Raw genomic sequence first — 19,322 nt, 5'->3', positions numbered from 1 at the left:
GATCGACCATGAGCGGCTACGACATCTTCGCTTGGATCGTGCTCATCATTCTCGTCGTGAGCGCGATCGGCGTGGTCTGCATCGCCGGCTGGTTGCCGGGACACATCGCGAAGTCCCGCAACCATCCTTACGCGCAGGCGGTGACGGTCGCGGGCTGGATTACGTTGTTCTTCGGCTTCGCGTTGTGGCCGATTGCCTTGATCTGGGCCTATGTTGACGTACCCTCGCGCAAGGCGGGAGACGCGTGATGGCGGTCGCGATCCTCAACATCTATCTGCTGCTGCTGTTCCTGCTGGTGCGCTTCAAGGTCGTACCTTTCAACACCTTTTGGAAGGCTTCGCCGTTCATCGTTCTGGTGCTCGTGATGTTCGGGCTTCTGGTTCCGATGGGCTGGGGTGCGCCGCAAGGTAACGCGCTGGTGGTACGCAATGCCGTATCGATCGTACCCGACGTGGCGGGTGAGGTGATAGACGTGCCGGTGGTGGCGAACACTCCGCTCAAGACCGGAGACGTGCTGTTCAAGATCGATCCGACGCCCTACGCGGCTCAGGTCAAGGCCGTCGAGGCCCAGTTCAAGCTTGCCAAGACGCGCCTGGGCCAGATGACGCAGCTCTACGAGCGCGACGCCGGCCGCGGCTTCGACGTCGAGCAGCGCCAATCGGAGGTCGACCAGCTTGGCGGTCAGTTGGAGTCGGCACAGTGGAATCTCGACAAGACGGTCGTGCGCGCACCGACCGACGGCTATGTCACCAACCTTGCGCTGCGCAAGGGTGCCCGGGTGGCGAACCTGCCGCTGTCGCCGGTGATGGCGGTCATTGATACTTCCAATACGATCATCGGCGTCGAGATCAACCAGATCGACGCCCGCTACGTCGCACCCGGACAGGACGTCGAAGCCACGTTCAAGTTCGCGCCCGGGCGGATCTACACTGGCAAGGTCGAAAGCGTGCTTCAGGCGATCGCGACCGGGCAGGCGCAGACCTCGGGTACGGCGGTGCTGCCAAAGGCGATCGAGGCGGCCCCCTTCATCGTTCGGGTCAAGCTCGACGATGCTGCCTTCGCCGACCGCCTGCCAGCCGGCAGCGCCGGAACGGCGGCGATCTATACTGACCATCTGAAGCCGACCCACATCGTCCGTCGCGTGGTCCTGCGCCAGCTTGCGATCCTCAACTACGTCAACCCGTTCTAGAGAGGAGCCGCCGATGAAAAAGACGATCATTGGAGCAGCTATCGCAATAGCTCTCGCGGTGTCGGGCACACACGCCCAGAGCATTTCACCGGACGAACTGAACAGCCGCAGCATCCAGCGCCGCGCCATAGAGGCCGTGATCTGGGGGATGCCGGCGGTCAACTACGACTTGATGCTCCAGGAAATGTTCGCGAAGACGGAAGGAAAGGTAGGGCAGGCGATCTATTGGGGGCGGCCGCTGGATTGGCACAACCAAACCCTGACCCCGAATCCCGACGCGCTCTATTTCATGGTGTTCTTCAACACGAAGGACGGTCCGGTCGTGCTCGACCTGCCGCCCGGCGACAATGACGGCTCGTTCAACGGCAACATCGTGACGGTCTGGCAGATGCCGCTCGAAGACGCCGGGCTTCTCGGTGCCGACAAGGGAAGGGGGGGAAAATATCTGGTTCTGCCGCCGGGGTATTCAGGCAAACCGCCGGACGGATACGTCACACTGCAATCCGATACGTTCGGCGGATACATGCTGTTCCGATCAAATCTCAGGAGCCACGGCCCCGCCGACGTCGCGACGTCCATCGCCTACGGCAAGCGGCTCAAGGTGTATCCGCTGGCGCAAGCCGAAAATCCTCCTGCGACCGTTTTCACCGACGTCAAGGACGTCAACTACGATTCGACCATCCGCTATGACGAGAGCTTCTTCGAGCATCTTGATCGCATGGTGCAGAGCGAGCCATGGCTGCAGCGCGATCGGGCGATGATCGATCAGCTCAAGACGCTCGGTATAGAGAAGGGAAAGCCGTTCCAACCGGCTGATGCGACCAAGACCCTGCTGGCGTCTGCGGCACGTGAGGCGAGGGCTCTGCTGGAAGCGAAATACGACGCCGGCCTGCCACCATTCTTCTCGACGACGAGCCGCTGGACCTTTCCCGCGCCGCCAGATCTGATCAAAGCGGCGCAAGAAGGTTATGCGGATCCGGAACAGTATCCGGTCGATCAGCGTGGCATGGCCTACAGCTACGCTTATATCGGCATCAAGCGCCTCGGTTCGGGGCAGTTCTACCTGATCTCGATCCGGGACAAGGACGGCCAATCGTTCGAGGGTGGCCAGTCCTATCGGCTGACCGTGCCGGCCAATCCGCCGGTCGAGCAATATTGGTCCGTCACTGCGTATGACCGGCAGACCCATGCGCTGATCAAGAACATGTCGCGCGCCAGCCGCTCCTCGCAGATTCCCGAGTTGCAGAAGAACGCGGATGGCTCGGTCGATATCTATTTTGGCCCGGCGGCGCCGGCGGGCAAGGAATCGAACTGGGTGCCGACCGACCCGAACCGCAAGTTCGAGTTGATGTTCCGCGTCTATGCGCCGACCAAGGCGCTTTTCGACCACAGCTGGAAGCTGTCTGACGTCGAGCGGATCGCAGCGACTGTGGGAGGTGCGACGAAGAACTAGATCGCTGGGAGATGAGAAGCACAGTTTTTAGGATGGAATGAAGGGACTCGACGTGACGGGACACATTCGCAAAGTCGGGCTCGCGACGGTATTGGCGATGGCGAGCTTCGCCGCTCAGCCTGCGCTCGCGGCTTCAGGCGGCGTGAGCTTCTGGCTTCCGGGCATCTTCGGCAGCTTGGCCGCCGTTCCCGTAACGCCTGGATGGGCCTATTCGACGATCTACATTCACCTCAACGAAAAGGCCGGAGGAGGGCAGAACTTCGTCACTAGCGGCGGCATACCCGGCTCGGTGACCGCCGGCCTCAACGCACATGCCGACGCGTTCGTCATGGGCATCACCTACACCTCGCCGATGCCGGTGCTGGGCGGCCAAGCCGGCTTCACCGTGCTCACCGCGCCCGGCAACATTGGCGCCGGCATCGATGCGACGCTGACCGGTCCGCGCGGCAATACGATCTCGGGCAGCGCCACCGACAACCGCACGACGCTGACCGACGTGTTCTACCAGGGCACGCTGAAATGGAATCAGGGCGTCCACAACGAGCTGGTCTACATCACCGGCAACATCCCGAGCGGCACCTATGATTCCAGCCGGCTCGCCAATCTGAGTTTTGGCTTCCCCGCGATCGACGTCGGTGCCGGCTACACCTATCTCGATCCGAAGAGCGGCCACGAATTCTCGATCGTCGGCGGGCTCACCTATAGTTTCATGAACGGGGCCCTCCAGTATCAGAACGGCATGGATTTTCATGTCGACTGGGCAGCCTCACAGTTCGTCAGCAAGAACGTTCACATCGGCATCGCCGGTTATTTCTTCCAGCAGATCACCGACGATAGCGGTCCCGGCGCCAAGCTCGGTGGCTTCCGCGGCCAGGCGGTCGGCATCGGTCCGCAGATCGGCTTCATGATCCCGATGTCCGACGGCTACCAGGGCTATCTCAATATCCGAGGCTACAAGGACCTTGAGACCGAGAACCGGCCGAACAGCTGGTCGACCTGGGTTACTTTCTCGGTCTCGCCGTCGGCGCCCGCGCCGGCGGCGACGAAGCCCATCGTGCGAAAATACTGATGGAGGCGTTCAGGCAGCTCCGATGACAGGAGAGAAGACCAGCAAGCGCGTATTTCGCATTGGCTTTCAGACATCGATCATCACGGTGTTCGTGGGCGTGGTGTTGCTTGTGGGCCTGACGCTGGTCTATCTCAGCTTCGAACGCGTGACCGCCATCACCAGGACGGCCGCCTCTGGCTTCATCGAGAAGGTGGCACAGCTTGGCGCCGATCACATCGACGAGCAGTTCAAGAATGTCCGCGACAATCTCGACATACTGTCCGGCCTGCCGCCGATCCAGGAGGCCGACATCGCGGACAATACGCGGCTCTACAGCCTGATGGCGGCGATGCTGCGCAACAACCCGCAGCTCTTCAATCTCTATGTCGGCTACGAGGACGGCTCGTTCATCGAGATGGACGTGATCGACCGCGCCCAGCCGGCGTTCCGAAAGGGTTTGAATGTCGATGAGGATGCTGCCTTCCGCCTGGTCGTGATCTCGCGCACGGCGGGGGCCGCGCCTGTCACGCAGTTTCTCTCCGAAAACCTCATTCAGGTTGCCGAGGTCGCCGGACCCGCGAGCTACGATCCGCGGCAGCGGCCCTGGTATGTCGAGGCGTTCAAGAACGACAAGACGCTGTTGACCGGTCCTTACGTCTTCTACGCCACGGGCGAGCCGGGCTACACGCTGCGGACGCCATTGAGGGAAGGGCGCCGCGGCGTTATTGCGGGTGATTTGCTGCTGAACCGGTTCGAGGACATGCTGGCGGCGCAGAAGCTCGGCCAATCAGGGCTGGCGTTCCTGTTCAACGATGCCGGGCGCATCGTCGGCCATCCCGAGATGAACCGCCTGATGGCAGAGATCCCGGAGCGGCAGGACGACCTGCCACAGATCGGCGCGCTCAGGCTGCCCGCGCTCGTGCCGGTCATCCGCTCCTGGCGGGATGGCGGGGCGGCCCAGCAGTTCTTTGCGGACGCGTCGGGCCGAACCTATGTCGCGGCGGTTCACAGGCTCGAGACGGCCGGCTCGGCCAATATCCGGATGGCGATGGTCGCGCCGCTCGACGAGTTCTATGCGCAGATCATCGACGAGCGCCGTACGCTGTTCGCGCTTGCGCTGGCCTTTGTCGGCGCCACGCTTCCGTTCGCGTTCTGGCTTGGATCGCTAATGGCGCGGCCGCTGCGCAAGCTGGCCGACGAGACCGACGCGATCCAGCGGTTCGAGATCACCGAGCGGCCGCGCGTCCATTCCGTCATCGCCGAGGTCGAGGAGCTTGGCCGCTCGGTGTTCACCATGCGCAGCGTGGTACGCAGCTTTGCGAGCTTCATCCCGCGCCAGATCGTGCGGCAGCTGATCGAGACCGGCTCTTCGCTCAGCCTCGGCGGCTCCAGGCGTGAGGTCACGGTGCTGTTCACCGACGTCACCGATTTTACCGCCAAGACGGAGCGCGCCGACCCGTCGCAGGTGATGATCCACACCTCGCGCTATTTCGCGGTGCTGTCGGATGAGATCATGCGGCACCAGGGCACGGTCGACAAATATATCGGCGACGCCGTGATGGCATTCTGGAACGCGCCGGCCGACGATCCCGACCACACCGTCAATGCCTGCCGCGCCATCCTGGCATGCCTTGCGGCCAACGAAGCGCTCAACAAGGAGTTTCGCCGCGAGGGCTGGCCGCCCTACGACACCCGCTTTGGCCTGCATGTCGGCGACGCCGTGGTCGGCAACATCGGCTCGAGCGACCGGATGAACTACACCGCGCTGGGCGCCACCATCAACCTGGCGTCGCGGTTGGAGGGACTGAACAAGAATTACGGCACGCGCGTGCTGGTCAGCGCGGCGGTCCGCGCCAGCGTCGGCGATAAGTTCCTGTTCCGCAGCGTCGACAGTATCACGCCCAAGGGATTTGCCGACGCGATCGAAGTCAGTGAGCTCCGCGGCGAGCTGGCGCACGCCGATGAAGCCGAGGTTGCGATGTGTCGACGCTGGGATGAAGTCTTTGCGGCGATCGCGCAGGACGGCGCGGCCGAGACGACGCGGGTCCGGCTGTCGGCCTTCCTGCACGACTATCCCAAGGATAGCGTCGCGCTATTTCATGCCCAGCGATTTCGGTCCGCGGCCCGGAATGCGGGAGCGGCGGCATGAACATCTTCGGTGTCAATCGCCGGCAGTTGCTGCGGCACGGCGCGGCGCTGGCGGCCGCGTCAATGCACGCGGCGCCAGCCATTGCGCAGGCGCGCAGCAGAATTCGGCTCGGTTATCTCCACGTGGTCGCCGTGGACGGACACATCTGGACCGGGCTCGATCGCGGCTCGTTCGACCGCGAGGGGATCGATTTCGAATTGCACGAGTTCAACACCGGACCTGAGGTGTTCGAGGCGATGGCGCGGGGTGAGCTCGACGTCCTCTCGGCCGGCGGCGTCATCTCCAACTATCTGGCGCTCGGCCGCGGCCGGGGCTTTCTCATCAACGACATTGAGGTCGCGACCGCGCAGCTCTGGGTCCGGCCGACGCTCGGCGTCAAGGGGATGGCCGATCTCAGGGGCAAGCGGATCGCGACGACGATGAAGACCACGGCTCACATTTTTCTCGATCGCGCGCTGCGGGCCAACAACGTCAACCCGTCCGAGGTCGAGATCGTCAACGGCAGCATGGCCGCCGCCGTCAAGGCGTTCATTGCCGGCGAGGTGCCGGCCGTTGCGCTCTGGGTGCCGTTCAACATTGCCGTCCGCGAGGCGTTGCCGGATGCGGTCAAGCTGGTGGACGCCTCCGCCTTCTACCCGCAATCCGCCGTGCTCGGCGGCTGGACCGCGCGGATGGATTTTTATGCGGGGAACAGGGACGTGCTGGCCCGGATCATCCGCGCCTGGGCGGAAGCGAACGACCACATGGTGCGCAACCCAGCGGCCGCAGCGGAGGCGCTCCAGACACATTACGGGCAGTCGCGTCCCGCCGACATCGCGGAAGCCTTCAAGGCCCAGAAGCTCTATTCCTCGCGCGAATGGAAGCGGCTGTATTCCGACGGGACCGTCGTGAAATGGCGCCAGCAGGTCAGTGACTTCTTCATGACGGATGCCGGCGTCACCACACCCGTGCGGGCCGCAGACTATTTCGACACGCAGCTCTACCTTGCAACCGTCGCCTGAACTTCCAGGGGCACAGGCTCGCACGGACACTCCCTTCGGGCCATGCATCGGCCTGCCCAGCGTCCAGATCATATTTCAATGTGTTTTCAATATCCTGCGCCCGCATTCTAATGTAGCCGCGGCACCACTTCGCCCCAGCGCAGAATCGCACTCAAGCAGTTGTGTGTGTCGGGCGCGGTCGCGTCATGAGGGCGACGCCAATTCGACCCAATTCAAATCGAGCTTGGCAGGCGCCGGATCCTTACGGAGGTGATTCCAATGCCAGACGTCCTCGACCGTTCCGAAATGGCCCCCTCGATTCTGCCGGCGGACGTTCCCGAGCTCAGCGATGATGAATGCCTGGCCTGCCTCGCGCGCGCCGTCGAGGCGCACGATTCGGCGCGGCTCGACGAAGTCGCCGCATTGATCGGCCGCCTCGCAGTCACGATCGAATAGCTCATCGATCACCTTGACGCCTCGGGTTGCGCAGCCTGGTCCGCCGGGCCAACGGACGTGTTGCGTTTTCGCGGAGCCTGTTCCAAAGATGCCGCCGAATTTCGTCCGCGGCATCGTCCGCATTGCAGGGTCCGCAAATGTCCGGTTTCTCGACCGCGCGCCTAAAAATGGTCGATGGCCAGGTGCGCACCAATGACGTCACCGATCGCCGCATTCTCGACGCGATGCTCACAGTTCCGCGCGAGGCGTTCGTGCCGGTTGCCAGGCAGGCATTGGCCTATCTCGACCTCGATCTCGACGTGAGCGAAGGCGGGGCCAAGCGGTTCCTGATCAAGCCGCAGCTGACCGGCAAGCTGCTCCAGGCCGCCGAAATCGGCGAGGGGGACAACGTGCTGGTGGTCGGCTGCGCCACGGGCTACCTCGCCGCGCTGACGGCTACGCTCGCCCGTCAGGTCACCGCGACGGAATGTGATTCGGCCCTGGCCGCGAAGGCCAAGGATGCTTGCGCCAGTCTCGCCAACGTCACGTGCAAGGCCGCAGCCTGCGCCGAAGGGGATCCCTCTGCCGCTCCCTATGACGTCATTATCCTCAACGGCGCCTTCGAGGTGACGCCAGAGGCGCTGCTCGGGCAGCTCAAGGAGGGCGGGCGCCTCGTGGGGGTGTCGGCCCAATCCACGCCCCCCCGGGCCGTGATCGTGACCCATACCCACGGTGAATTCGGCCATCGGGCGCTGTTCGATGCCGCAGCTCCGGTCCTTCCCGGGTTGGAACGGGCCGCCGCTTTCGTCTTCTGAAGTCCCGATTGAGGGCTTTGGCCCGTTAAAATCCCGTTCTGAATCAGAAGTGTGGCCCGGATGCTGCACGTGAAGAGTTTCCACCGGGAACTACCTTCAGGTGGTTCCGTTGCGCCAATTGGCGGCCTATGTTGCTGAGGGGCAACGACTCCACTCGGTAGACGGTATCCTAGCTCGCGGGCACGAGCGGGGCGTTAGAATGAACGGAATTTAAGGGATGCATGGGGTGAAGCTCTTCACCGGAGCTGCGGTTTCGGTCCTGCTGCTGGCGCTTGCCGGGCCGACGCCTGCCTTGGCGGACACGATCGAGGCCGCCTTGGTGCGCGCCTATCAGAACAATCCGCAGCTCAACGCACAGCGCGCCCAGGTGCGCTCGACCGACGAGAACGTGCCTCAGGCGTTGTCGGGCTATCGCCCCAGGGTCGCGCTGACGGCGAACGGCGGCTATCAATATCAGGATACGTTGAGTTCGCCGGGGCCGGGTAACACACCAATCAACGGGCCCAGCGTGCCGCGCAGCGTGGGTGTGACCGTCACGCAGACGCTCTATAACGGCAACATCACCGGCAACAGGACGCGCGCCGCCGAGAGCCAGGTTTCCGGCTCCCGCGAAGCGCTGCGCAGCCTGGATCAGAGCGTGCTGCTTCAGGGCGCTTCGATCTACATGGACTATCTGCGCGATGCGGCTACGCTCGAAGTCCAGCGCAGCAACGTGCGCGTGCTCGAGCAGACGCTGAAGCAGACGCGTGATCGCTTCAACGTCGGCGAAGTGACGCGCACCGACGTTGCGCAATCGGAAGCGCAGCTGGCGGCTGGCAAGACGCAGGCCCTCACGGCCGAAGCAAATCTCACCACGACGCGCGCGAACTTCCGCCGCATCATCGGCAACGAGCCGACGAACCTCGCGCCCGGTTCGCCGGTGGATCGTTTCTTGCCCGCAAGCCTCGCCGGGGCAGTCGAGCTCGGCCTGATCGAACATCCCAACGTCACGGCCGCGATGTTCGGCATCGACGTCAACTTTCTGCAGGTCAAGGTCGCCGAAGGCGCGCTGCTGCCGACGATCGCGTTGCAGGTGGGGGCCACGCAGGGGAACGAACAGTCCTTGATTCAATACAGGTCGTTCAACGCGTCCGCCATCGCCCAGGCCAATTGGCAGCTCTACGATGGCGGCAATTCATATTCGCTGATCCGCCAGTCCAAGGAAAACCTGGCGCAGCAGCGTCTCAACCTCGAAACCACCCGCGACCAGACCCGCGCGACGGTCGTGCAGTGGTGGGGTTCGCTGCAGGCCGGCAAGGCCCAGGTGCAGTCCGCGCAGGCGCAGGTCACGGCGTCCGAGATCGCGCTGAACGGCGTGCGCGAAGAAGCCAAGGCTGGTCAGCGTACCACCCTCGACGTGCTCAACGCGCAGCAGGCGCTGGTCAACGCGCGAGTCGCGCTGGTGACCGCACAGCACGACCGCGTGGTCGCGTCCTATCAGGTTCTGGCCGCCATCGGCCGTCTGTCGCCGCAGGTCCTCGGCCTTGCGACCACGGTTTATGATGCGAGCGTTCACTACCATCAGGTCCGCGACAGCTGGGCCGGCGTGCGCACGCCTGACGGACGCTAAGGTCCGTAGTCATCCGGTCGGCCTCGCAAACAGCCGAGGCCGACTGGTGCTTTGCTTGCAATCATCAAAATCCCTGACATAGCCTTGCCAAGAAGATGCGGGTCGATTCGCCCGGCACCTGATGTCGTGTGCGTAAAGGCTTGAGTGCCGAGGGCAGAGGCGCACCTCCGCACGTTGAGCCGTGAACTGGGGACAAGTCGGGCTGCCGCGACGAAAATGTCGGGGCGTCCGTTGCGGAACCGGCCAATCCTGTCGTGCTTGGTGTAAAACAACGCATGCGAGGGCGTTGATGATGTGGAGTCGGAGATGACGCAGCCTGCAAAGGTCACAGAACCCTCGATGGAGGAGATTCTGGCCTCGATCCGGCGCATCATTGCCGACGATGAGGCCAAGCCGCCGCCGGCCGAAGTTGCCAAGCCAGCGCCCGCTGCAGCTGCGCCGAAGCCGTCAGCCATGAACGACATTCCGCCATCCAAGGTCGCTCCCGCAAAACCTGCCGCCGAGAAGCCCGCGCCGCCGCCGGTTGCGAAGCCGGCTCCAGCGCCGCCGCCGCCCGCACCTGCGGCGGATGCATCCAATAACCAGGACGATATTGATGCTCTGCTGGCGGGGCTGGACGCGGCTACGCCTGCGCCCGAGGTCCGTGCACCAGAGCCAGAGCCCGAACCTGAACCCGACGTGCTCGAATTGACCGACGAGATGGCGGTGGATCCGGAGCCGACGCCGCCTCCGCCGCCGCCCAGCTTCCGCAAGGTCGAGCCGCGCGACGATCTGGAATTCGCCGAATCGCCGCTGCGCCTGACGCCGTCATCGTCCTATGCGGCGGTGGACTACGATGCGCCGCCGGTACCACCCCAACAGCCGATCCTGGCCCAATCGACGGTCTCGGCGGTCGAATCCGCCTTCAACTCCCTGGCCCACACGGTGCTCAGCAGCAATGCGCGGACGCTGGAAGATCTGGTCAAGGAGATGCTGCGTCCGATGCTGAAATCCTGGCTCGACGACAACCTGCCGGGCCTCGTTGAACGCATCGTGAAGGCCGAAATCGAGCGGGTCTCGCGCGGCGGCAGGTGAGGGCGGCTCCCGAGCCCTCATAAAGCCCCTCTTATGCGCCTGTTTGGCCTGCCGACCGGCCGCAAAGCCGTTTTGCCGCCGGGCTTTCCGTTGATCCTCTCCCGGACCTTTTCGTTGACTTGCCCCCCGCGCGCGGCTTTCTAGCAGCCCATGATCGAGAAAAATTACCAGCCCGCCGATATCGAAGCCCGCATGTCCGTCGTGTGGGAGGACAGCCTTGCCTTCAGGGCCGGCCGCCCCGACCGCCGCGACGCAGTGCCCTTTACCATCGTGATCCCGCCGCCGAACGTGACGGGCTCGCTGCATATGGGCCACGCCCTCAACAACACCCTCCAGGACATCCTGTGCCGGTTCGAGCGCATGCGCGGCCGCGACGTGCTGTGGCAGCCCGGCACCGACCATGCCGGCATCGCCACCCAGATGGTGGTCGAGCGGCAGCTGATGGAGCGTCAGCAGCCCAGCCGCCGCGAGATGGGCCGCGAGAAGTTTCTGGAGCGGGTCTGGCAGTGGAAAGCCGAGAGCGGCGACACCATCATCAACCAGCTCAAGCGCCTCGGCGCCTCCTGCGACTGGTCGCGCGAACGCTTCACCATGGACGAGGGCCTGTCGAAGGCCGTCATCAAGGTGTTCGTCGAGCTGCATCGCGACGGCCTAATCTACAAGGACAAGCGGCTGGTGAACTGGGACACCAAGCTGCTGACCGCGATCTCCGACCTCGAAGTGCAGCAGACCGAGGTCAAGGGCAGCCTGTGGTATCTGCGCTATCCGATCGAGGGCAAGACGTTCAGCCCCGAGGATCCCTCGAGCTTCATCGTCGTCGCCACCACGCGGCCCGAGACCATGCTCGGCGATACCGGCGTGGCCGTGCATCCCGACGACGAGCGTTATCAGAAGCTGGTCGGCAAGAACGTGATCCTGCCGCTGGTCGGTCGCAAGATTAAGATCGTCGCCGACGAATATTCCGATCCGGACAAGGGCTCGGGCGCGGTGAAGGTGACGCCGGCGCACGACTTCAACGACTTCGAGGTCGGCAATCGTCACGGCCTGGGCCGGATCAGCGTCATCGACAAGGAAGGTTGCCTCGACCTCGTCGACAATGAGGATTACCTGCGCCACCTGCCGGAAGGCGCTTCGCAGTTCGCCGAGGAGTTTCACAAGGTCGACCGCTTCGCGGCGCGCAAGCGCATCGTCGAGCGACTGGAATCCTTCGGCTTCGTCGAGCGGATCGAACCGCACACCCACATGGTGCCGCACGGCGACCGCTCGAACAGCGTGATCGAGCCCTATCTGACCGACCAGTGGTACGTCGACGCCAAGACGCTGGCAAAGCCCGCGATCGCGGCGGTGCGTTCGGGCGAAACGACGTTCGTGCCGAAGAACTGGGAAAAGACCTATTTCGAGTGGATGGAGAACATCCAGCCCTGGTGCATCTCGCGCCAGCTGTGGTGGGGTCATCAGATCCCGGCCTGGTACGGCCCCGATGGCAAGGTGTTCGTCGCCGAGACCGAGGAGGAGGCCGTCAGCCACGCGCTCGGCTATTACGTCGAGCAGGAGGTCATCACGGCCGAGCAGGGCCGCGAGATGGCGCTCGACCGCAACAAGCGCGAAGGCTTCATCACGCGTGACGAGGACGTGCTCGACACCTGGTTCTCCTCGGCGCTGTGGCCGTTCTCGACGCTCGGCTGGCCCGAGGACGCGCCGGAAGTGCAGCGCTATTACCCGACCAACGCGCTGGTGACCGGCTTCGACATCATCTTCTTCTGGGTCGCCCGGATGATGATGATGGGCCTGCACTTCATGAAGGAAGTGCCGTTCTCGACGATCTACATCCACGCCCTCGTCCGCGACGAGAAGGGCGCCAAGATGTCGAAGTCGAAGGGCAACGTCATCGACCCCCTCAACCTGATCGACGAATACGGCGCCGACGCGTTGCGCTTCACGCTGGCCGCCATGGCGGCGCAGGGACGCGACATCAAGCTCGCCACCAGCCGCGTCGAGGGTTACCGGAATTTCGCAACGAAGCTCTGGAATGCGTCGCGTTTCGCGGAGATGAACCACTGCGCCGTGCCCGACGGTTTCGAGCCGGCGAAGGCCAAGGAGACGCTGAACCGCTGGATCGCGCATGAGAGCGCGCACACCACGCGGGAGGTGACCGAGGCGATCGAAGCTTATCGCTTCAACGACGCGGCCGGTGCGATCTACCGCTTCGTCTGGAACGTCTATTGCGACTGGTATGTCGAGCTCGCAAAGCCCGTGCTGCTCGGTCCGGACAGCCCCGCCAAGGACGAAACCCGCGCCATGGTCGCCTGGGCGCGCGACGAGATCCTGAAGCTGCTGCACCCCTTCATGCCCTTCATCACCGAAGAGCTGTGGGAGGTGACGGCCAAGCGCGACGGCCTGCTGGCGCTGGCGAAATGGCCGCTGAAGCCGTCCGAGCCGACGCCGGAGCAACTCGCGATGCTCGCCGCGGCAGCCGGGCCGACCGATCCGCTGATCTCGCCGGTCCTGATCATGCCGCTCTTCGACCATGCCGACTTCACCGATCCCAAGGCGGAAGCCGAGATCGGCTGGGTGATCGACCTGGTCACGCAGATTCGCTCGGTGCGCGCCGAGATGAACATCCCGCCGGCAACGCTCACGGCGCTGGTGCTCGCGGGCGCCTCGACCGAGACAAAGGAACGCGCGCCGCGCTGGACCGACGTCATCAAGCGCATGGCACGGCTGTCCGACATCTCCTTCGCCGACCGCGCACCTGATGGTGCGGTCCAGCTCCTCGTGCGCGGCGAGGTGGCCGCGCTGCCGCTGAAGGGCGTGATCGACCTCGCCGCCGAGCGCACGCGCCTCGACAAGGAGATCGGCAAGGCCGACGCCGACATCAAGCGCGCCGAGTCCAAGCTGGCGAACGAGAAGTTCGTCGCCAACGCGGCCGACGAGGTCGTCGAGGAGGAGCGCGAAAAGCGCGAGGCGGCGCTGGCGCGGAAGGCCAAGCTGCTGGAGGCGCAGGAGCGGCTGAAGCAGGCGTCGTAGAGCGTTTTCGAGCGAAGTGGAAACCGGTTCGCGTCAAGAAAACGCGTCAAAACTAGAATCTAGAGCCCGTTCCATCGGAACGGGTTCTAGGCCTGCTTCGGGAACGGCTTGCTCAAGAACTTCGAGCCCTTGACGCCATAGCGCCAGGGCAGCTCGACGGCCTTGGTGATGCCGATCCGGATGCCGGCCACCACCTCGACCTCCTCTGTCCGCGCATGCAGCGCGATCGGCGGCCGGTCCAACGGCAGGGCGTTGTGCGCGATGGTGATGCCCAGCGCCTCGGTCAGCTTGCCGGGACCCGAGCACAGCGCGTGCACCTCCTGGAGATGGCGGCGGCGGCGCATCGCGGCGATGCCATGCGTCGGCTCCAGTGCGCGGATCAGCACGGCGCTGGCGGAGCCTTCCTCCTCGCAGACGAAGTTCACGCACCAGTGAATGCCGTAGGAGCGGTAGACATAGGCAAAGCCGGGCGGGCCAAACATGATTTGGTTCCGCGGCGTCGGGCCATTGTAGGAGTGCGCCGCCGGCTCGGTATGATGATAGGCCTCGACCTCGACGATGAGGCCGCCGACGCCATTGACCAGCATGGTGGCCCCGATCAGGTCGGGCGCGACCTCGTGGACGCTGCGGCCGAAAAACGCACGCTTCAGGGCTTTGCCGAGCCGCGGTGGTGAGGCTTTCGAGGTTGGAGCCATTCGAGATGAGAATCGCCTGAGAACAGAGCAGGATATTGCCCATATCTGCCATGTTCCCTGAAGCGGCGCGAGCCGGGTTGCGGCAGGCAGCCAGACCGACTAGGTAGGACCTGAACAGACCGGACAGCCCATGGTCGTTATTGTCGACACCATCTCGAACCCGTTGCGCCCCCGCCACCCTGAAAAGGTGAATCGCCCTGATTCCGCTTCGCCGCCGAAGCCGGACTGGATTCGCGTGCGCGCCCCCAATACCCGCGGCTATGCCGACACCCGCAACATCGTGCGCGCCAACGGCCTGCATACCGTGTGCGAGGAGGCGGGCTGCCCGAACATCGGCGAGTGCTGGGACAAGAAGCACGCGACCTTCATGATCATGGGGGACACCTGCACCCGGGCCTGCGCGTTCTGTAACGTCAAGACCGGCATGCCCAATGCGCTGGATGCGGCCGAGCCGCAGAACGTCGCCGAAGCCGTCGCCAAGCTGGGGCTGGCCCACGTCGTCATCACCTCCGTCGACCGTGACGATCTGGCCGATGGCGGCGCCGAGCATTTTGCAGAGACCATCCGTGCGATCCGGGCCGCGTGCCCCTCGACCACGATCGAGATCCTGACGCCGGACTTCCTGCGCAAGGAGGGCGCGCTGGAGGTTGTCGTCGCGGCGAGGCCCGACGTCTTCAACCACAATCTCGAGACCGTGCCGTCGCGTTACCTCACGGTGCGGCCCGGCGCGCGCTACTTCCACTCGATCCGGCTGTTGCAGCGGGTCAAGGAACTCGATCCCACCATCTTCACCAAGTCCGGCATCATGGTCGGCCTCGGCGAGGAGCGCCACGAGGTGCAGCAGGTGATGGACGATCTGCGCTCCGCCGACGTCGACTTCCTGACCATCGGGCAATATCTCCAGCCGACCCGGAAGCACCACGCCGTGATGCGCTATGTGCCGCCCGACGAGTTTTCGTCCTACGAAAAGGTCGCCTACACCAAGGGTTTCCTGATGGTGTCGGCGAGCCCGCTCACCCGTTCGTCGCATCATGCCGGCGAGGACTTTGCGAGACTGAAGGCCGCACGGGCCGCGACTGCCCGCTGAACCGCCATGCCCAAATTTTCAAGCAAGCGCCGTGTCCATCACAGCGCGTCCGAGATGTTTGATCTGGTCGCCGACGTCGAGCGCTACCCGGAGTTCGTGCCGCTGTGCAGCGCGCTCAAGATCCGCCAGCGGATGGCCAAACCCGACGGCACCGAGGTGCTGGTCGCCGACATGACGGTGTCGTTCAAGCTGGTCAAGGAGTCCTTCACCAGCCGCGTGACTCTCGACCGCGCCAATCTGAATATCCGGGTCGAATATCTGCAAGGCCCGTTCAGCAACCTCGAGAACCGCTGGACGTTCGAGCCCAAGGGTGAGGGCGTCTGCGACGTCGGATTCTTCCTGGCCTACGAGTTCAAGAGCCGGATGCTGGCGATGCTGATGGGCTCGATGTTCGATGCCGCGTTCGCGCGCTTCTCCATCGCATTCGAGAAGCGGGCGGATGCGATCTACGGCCGGCCGAAGCTGGCGTCGTCGTAAGGCGTACTCTCTCCGCCGTCATTGCGAGGAGCCCTTGCGACGAACCAATCCAGGGTCTTGCCGCGGAGGGATTCTGGATTGCTTCGCTGCGCTCGCAATGACAGTGAGGCTCAATCCACCGCCTTCACCACATCCGGCGGCTGCGAGGCGTAGTACGCCGCGGCCGCCTCGATCTCTTGCGGCGTCATCGCGCGGGCGATGTTGCGCATCTGCTGGCTGATGTCGTTGCGCCGCTCGCCGGACGCGAAGGCCTGGAGCTGCGCCTTCATGTAAGCTTCGGACTGGCCTTCGAGCCACGGACTGCCGGTCTTGTTGTCGAGGCTGCCATGGCAGGCGCCGCAGGGCGCGATCCCGCGCATCGGCGCGCCGTAGATGACGATGCTCGGTTTCGGCAGCTGCGGCGTCGGGTGATAGGCTGCCGGCCGCGGCAGATAGGCGTAATAGTTCGAGAGATCGGCGATCTCCTGGTCCGTCAGGTTGACGGCGAACGGCGACATCACGGCATTGGTGCGCGCGCCCGAGTGGAAATCGTGCAACTGCTTGTAGATCACGGCGGCATATTGGCCGGCGAGATTGGGCGAATCCGCGCGGCTGATGCCGGTCGGGCCGTGGCAGATGGCGCAGCGCTGCGCCAGCGTGGCGCCCCGGCCGATCGCTTCCTGGCTCGGACGTGCCAGTGTACGCGAGGTCAGCACGACCTCCGACAATTGCTTGCTCTGCTCGGGCGCCCTGACGTTCGGCGCACGCTGTGGCACGCCCGCGGCGCTGCAAATCGCGTCCCAGACACTGGCGAACTGCACCCAGGGTTGCGCGAATGGCAGCACGATGAAGCCGACGATTGCGGTCACGATCAGGATCGCGGCGGTAATGCCGACGCCAATCCTGAAATGGCTGTTCCGGAGGGTGAAGAGGTCGCGCGTGGTCATCACTGCGCTCCCACATAGACGGCGGGCACCGACGTTCCCGAACTCAGCGCCAGGTTCAGGATCGGATAGCCGTAATTGGTGAGGGTGAGGGCGATCATCAGTGCCACCCACAGCGCGTGAGTGTTGAGCGCAACCGGCACCGTCGTCGGCTGGTGCACGGCGACCGCAAAGCGGTAGGGGCCGGCGTCAACCCGAGGCGCACGCATGCCACGCGCCAGGATGACGATGAACATGATGCCCGAGGTCAGCAGGATGAAGCCGCCGATCGCCGAGAACGTGACCGAGAGCGCCTGCGGCGCGATCGCGGGATCGCCGAAGTCGAAATAGGCCATGCGGCGCGGCATGCCGAGAATGCCGACCCAGTGCCACGGGAAGGTCGTGATGATCATACCGATGAACCACAGCCAGAGCTGGGTGCGGATCAGGCGGATATCGATGAGTTCGCGCCCGGTCAGATGCGGCCACAGATCATAGGCGATCGCAAAATACATGATCACGATGGCGCCGCCGAAGATCAGGTGGAAATGGCCGGTGATCCACTGCGTGTTGTGGATCGACGCATCGAGCTGATAGCTCATGTTGATCAGGCCGCCGGCGCCACCAAAGCCGAGCATGAAGAACGAGAACGCCAGCGCCAGCATCATCGGATTGTCCCAGGGCAGCGCCTTGATCCAGCCGAATAGGCCGCGGCCGCCGCGCAGGCGCGCGGCGATCTCGACGGAGGCGCAGATCGTGAACACGGTCAGAAGCGTCGGCAGCGCGACCAGCGCCGTGAAGGCCGAATGGATGAACTTGAAGCCGGCGCCGACCTGCGGATCGGCGAAGGTGTGGTGCATGCCGATCGGCATCGCCACCACCAGGAACAGGATGAAGGAGATCCGCGCCATGCTGTCGGAATAAACCCGGCCGCCGATCGCGCGCGGCACGATGGTGTAATAGGCGATGTAGGTCGGCATCAGCCAGAAATAGACGATGGCGTGCAGCGTCCACGAGAAGAACACGCGGGCAAGACCCGCGTCGATCGTGGCCTTCAGCCCGGCCGCGACGGGAATGATCTGGAGCAACAGCTCGAGGGCGGCGCCGACCGCGGTCCAGGCCCACAGATAGGAGCCCGCGACATTGGCGAACATCGCCAGCGGCACCGGTGCACCGGGATGGGCCTTCCGCCAGACGCGCAGATTGATCGCCATCAGCGCGACCCAGATCCAGGAGCCGACCACCACGAGCACGACGCCGAGGTAATAGAATACGTTGCCGATCAATGGCGGATAGAACGTGTAGAGGACCGAGGCGCGGCCGAGCGCGACCGGGACCATCGCCATGACGCTGCCGATCACGATCAGCCAAAATCCGGTCCAGGCCCAGCGCACGCCGACCAGGCGCTGCTCCAGCGCGGACTCGCTGATGGCATAGCCAAAGCCCATCGCGACGAGCGTGGGAAAGACGTAGCCCATCACCGTGCCGTGCGCGGTCAGCGAGCGGTAATAGAGCTCGGGATTGGACAGCCAGGTGCCGATCGGGCTGCGGATGAACATCTGCCAAGCGCCGAGTGTCAGCGCAAAGCCGAACACGGCAAAGGCCAGCCAGAAATGGGCGAGGATGAGCTTCCTATTGACCAACACAGCTCAGCCTCCCGCCACCCTTCGCACGATTGGCGAAGTCGGCCTTGTCGATCACCTTGACCTTGCCCCACATGCCCTCATGGCCGAAGGAGCAGAACTCCTGGCAGGGCATCAGATAGTCGCCAGTCTTCGTAAAGCGCATCAATTGCTCGGAGATGTAGCCCGGCACCAGCATGGTGTTGATGTTGGTGCCCTGGATCAGGATGCCGTGGACGACGTCGGCGCTGGTGGCGCGCATCGTGATCGGCGTATCCACGGGCACCACGATACAGGCCGGCGTGAACGAATATTGCTGGCCGATCGCGCGCACCGTCACATTGCCATTGGCCTCCAGCACGCTGCCGAGATTGCTCTCGACGAATTCGCCGGACAGATGAATGCGCGAGGGATCGGTGGTCTCGACGCGCGGCTGCGGCATGGTGGCGCGATGGATGCCGGCGAAGGCCGCCAGAAGCGCCATGCCGACGACGATTATCACGGCAATGGTCGCCCAGCGCCGCTCGACGCGGGCCGCGACCTCGGCGCTGCCATGGGTGTGGGTGTCCCCTGCGCTCATTGCAGCGATCCGCGCGGCAGGAAGACGAAGAGATAGAAGGCAAACCACATCGCGACCACGCAGGCCGTGGCGATGCCGGCCAGCACGATCGCGCCGGACGGTCCTTGCGAGACGACTTCCTCGACGGCCTGGTCGGCGGCGGCTGGGCTGGTCGGCGGATCGGAATTGAACATGACGCCT

The 19,322-nt window shown here is 64.3% G+C and carries 19 protein-coding genes; 13 read left to right on the top strand and 6 right to left on the bottom strand.

Features of this window, described 5'->3' with window-relative positions; translation table 11 throughout:
- The first annotated feature begins 8 nt into the window (after positions 1-8).
- The 9 genes from AC0L3X_RS16780 to AC0L3X_RS16740 all read left to right on the top strand — a co-directional run bounded on the left by AC0L3X_RS16780 (position 9) and on the right by AC0L3X_RS16740 (position 9,678).
- The gene (locus tag AC0L3X_RS16780) at positions 9-248 is read left to right on the top strand and encodes a DUF3302 domain-containing protein (protein ID WP_063983338.1); all 240 of its coding nucleotides are present in this window, start codon (positions 9-11) and stop codon (positions 246-248) included.
- Positions 248-1,189 carry an HlyD family secretion protein gene (locus AC0L3X_RS16775; protein WP_354141855.1) on the top strand — a complete coding sequence of 314 codons (942 nt, stop codon included), beginning with the start codon at positions 248-250 and terminating at the stop codon, positions 1,187-1,189. Before AC0L3X_RS16780 ends, AC0L3X_RS16775 begins: the two co-directional genes overlap by 1 nt.
- Before the next feature lie 13 nt (positions 1,190-1,202).
- Positions 1,203-2,642: a DUF1254 domain-containing protein gene (locus AC0L3X_RS16770; RefSeq protein ID WP_473316528.1), complete on the top strand. Its 1,440-nt coding sequence runs from the start codon at positions 1,203-1,205 to the stop codon at positions 2,640-2,642.
- Between the two features lie 37 nt (positions 2,643-2,679).
- Positions 2,680-3,711: a SphA family protein gene (locus AC0L3X_RS16765; protein WP_283016454.1), complete on the top strand. Its 1,032-nt coding sequence runs from the start codon at positions 2,680-2,682 to the stop codon at positions 3,709-3,711.
- Positions 3,712-3,733: 22 nt separating this feature from the next.
- Entirely contained in the window at positions 3,734-5,839 is a 2,106-nt protein-coding gene (locus AC0L3X_RS16760; protein ID WP_283016455.1) for an adenylate/guanylate cyclase domain-containing protein, read from the top strand.
- On the top strand, positions 5,836-6,840 hold the full coding sequence (locus AC0L3X_RS16755) for an ABC transporter substrate-binding protein (protein WP_354097825.1): 1,005 nt from the start codon (positions 5,836-5,838) through the stop codon (positions 6,838-6,840). The genes AC0L3X_RS16760 and AC0L3X_RS16755 overlap by 4 nt, the downstream gene beginning before the upstream one ends.
- Before the next feature lie 258 nt (positions 6,841-7,098).
- Positions 7,099-7,275 (top strand): hypothetical protein, encoded by a 177-nt coding sequence (locus AC0L3X_RS16750; RefSeq protein ID WP_094183926.1) that lies wholly within the window; start codon positions 7,099-7,101, stop codon positions 7,273-7,275.
- A gap of 137 nt (positions 7,276-7,412) precedes the next feature.
- Positions 7,413-8,069, top strand: a complete 657-nt coding sequence (locus AC0L3X_RS16745) for a protein-L-isoaspartate O-methyltransferase family protein (protein ID WP_176400466.1) — start codon at positions 7,413-7,415, stop codon at positions 8,067-8,069.
- A 217-nt stretch (positions 8,070-8,286) separates the two neighbouring features.
- On the top strand, positions 8,287-9,678 hold the full coding sequence (locus tag AC0L3X_RS16740) for a TolC family outer membrane protein (protein WP_208071439.1): 1,392 nt from the start codon (positions 8,287-8,289) through the stop codon (positions 9,676-9,678).
- On the opposite strand, the gene AC0L3X_RS16735 is transcribed toward AC0L3X_RS16740, so the two are convergent.
- Complete coding sequence (locus AC0L3X_RS16735; protein ID WP_283018954.1) at positions 9,675-10,133, bottom strand: hypothetical protein; 459 nt, start codon at positions 10,131-10,133, stop codon at positions 9,675-9,677. The two genes, AC0L3X_RS16740 and AC0L3X_RS16735, sit on opposite strands and share 4 nt — an antisense overlap.
- Between AC0L3X_RS16735 and AC0L3X_RS16730 the strand changes: the two genes are divergently transcribed.
- Positions 10,018-10,752 (top strand): PopZ family protein, encoded by a 735-nt coding sequence (locus tag AC0L3X_RS16730; RefSeq protein WP_283018870.1) that lies wholly within the window; start codon positions 10,018-10,020, stop codon positions 10,750-10,752. The two genes, AC0L3X_RS16735 and AC0L3X_RS16730, sit on opposite strands and share 116 nt — an antisense overlap.
- A gap of 150 nt (positions 10,753-10,902) precedes the next feature.
- Entirely contained in the window at positions 10,903-13,779 is a 2,877-nt protein-coding gene (locus AC0L3X_RS16725; protein ID WP_354131521.1) for a valine--tRNA ligase, read from the top strand.
- An 86-nt stretch (positions 13,780-13,865) separates the two neighbouring features.
- On the opposite strand, the gene AC0L3X_RS16720 is transcribed toward AC0L3X_RS16725, so the two are convergent.
- Complete coding sequence (locus AC0L3X_RS16720) at positions 13,866-14,474, bottom strand: DNA-3-methyladenine glycosylase (RefSeq protein ID WP_283016458.1); 609 nt, start codon at positions 14,472-14,474, stop codon at positions 13,866-13,868.
- A gap of 130 nt (positions 14,475-14,604) precedes the next feature.
- Here AC0L3X_RS16720 and lipA point away from each other — a divergent pair, with 130 nt between their 5' ends.
- Positions 14,605-15,561, top strand: coding sequence for a lipoyl synthase (gene lipA, locus AC0L3X_RS16715; RefSeq protein ID WP_085399550.1), 957 nt, complete (start codon positions 14,605-14,607; stop codon positions 15,559-15,561).
- A gap of 6 nt (positions 15,562-15,567) precedes the next feature.
- Positions 15,568-16,038, top strand: coding sequence for a type II toxin-antitoxin system RatA family toxin (locus AC0L3X_RS16710; protein WP_071914058.1), 471 nt, complete (start codon positions 15,568-15,570; stop codon positions 16,036-16,038).
- A gap of 110 nt (positions 16,039-16,148) precedes the next feature.
- Here the strand turns inward: AC0L3X_RS16710 and AC0L3X_RS16705 are convergent, their stop codons facing one another.
- The 4 genes from AC0L3X_RS16705 to AC0L3X_RS16690 are packed head-to-tail and all read right to left on the bottom strand — an operon-like array spanning position 16,149 to position 19,315.
- Entirely contained in the window at positions 16,149-16,964 is an 816-nt protein-coding gene (locus AC0L3X_RS16705; RefSeq protein ID WP_283016459.1) for a c-type cytochrome, read from the bottom strand.
- Positions 16,964-18,586 carry a b(o/a)3-type cytochrome-c oxidase subunit 1 gene (locus tag AC0L3X_RS16700; protein WP_473316527.1) on the bottom strand — a complete coding sequence of 541 codons (1,623 nt, stop codon included), beginning with the start codon at positions 18,584-18,586 and terminating at the stop codon, positions 16,964-16,966. Before AC0L3X_RS16700 ends, AC0L3X_RS16705 begins: the two co-directional genes overlap by 1 nt.
- On the bottom strand, positions 18,573-19,142 hold the full coding sequence (locus AC0L3X_RS16695) for a cupredoxin domain-containing protein (protein ID WP_208086771.1): 570 nt from the start codon (positions 19,140-19,142) through the stop codon (positions 18,573-18,575). The genes AC0L3X_RS16700 and AC0L3X_RS16695 overlap by 14 nt, the downstream gene beginning before the upstream one ends.
- A complete protein-coding gene (locus tag AC0L3X_RS16690; protein WP_166341619.1) occupies positions 19,139-19,315 on the bottom strand; it encodes a hypothetical protein in 177 nt (58 codons plus the stop codon). Before AC0L3X_RS16690 ends, AC0L3X_RS16695 begins: the two co-directional genes overlap by 4 nt.
- Between the last annotated feature and the right edge of the window lie 7 nt (positions 19,316-19,322).

It is taken from the genome of Bradyrhizobium sp. MI1.7, from assembly GCF_055811795.1.
Note: the sequence above shows the minus strand (reverse complement) of the source record. Positions and strands in the feature narration are given on the sequence as shown.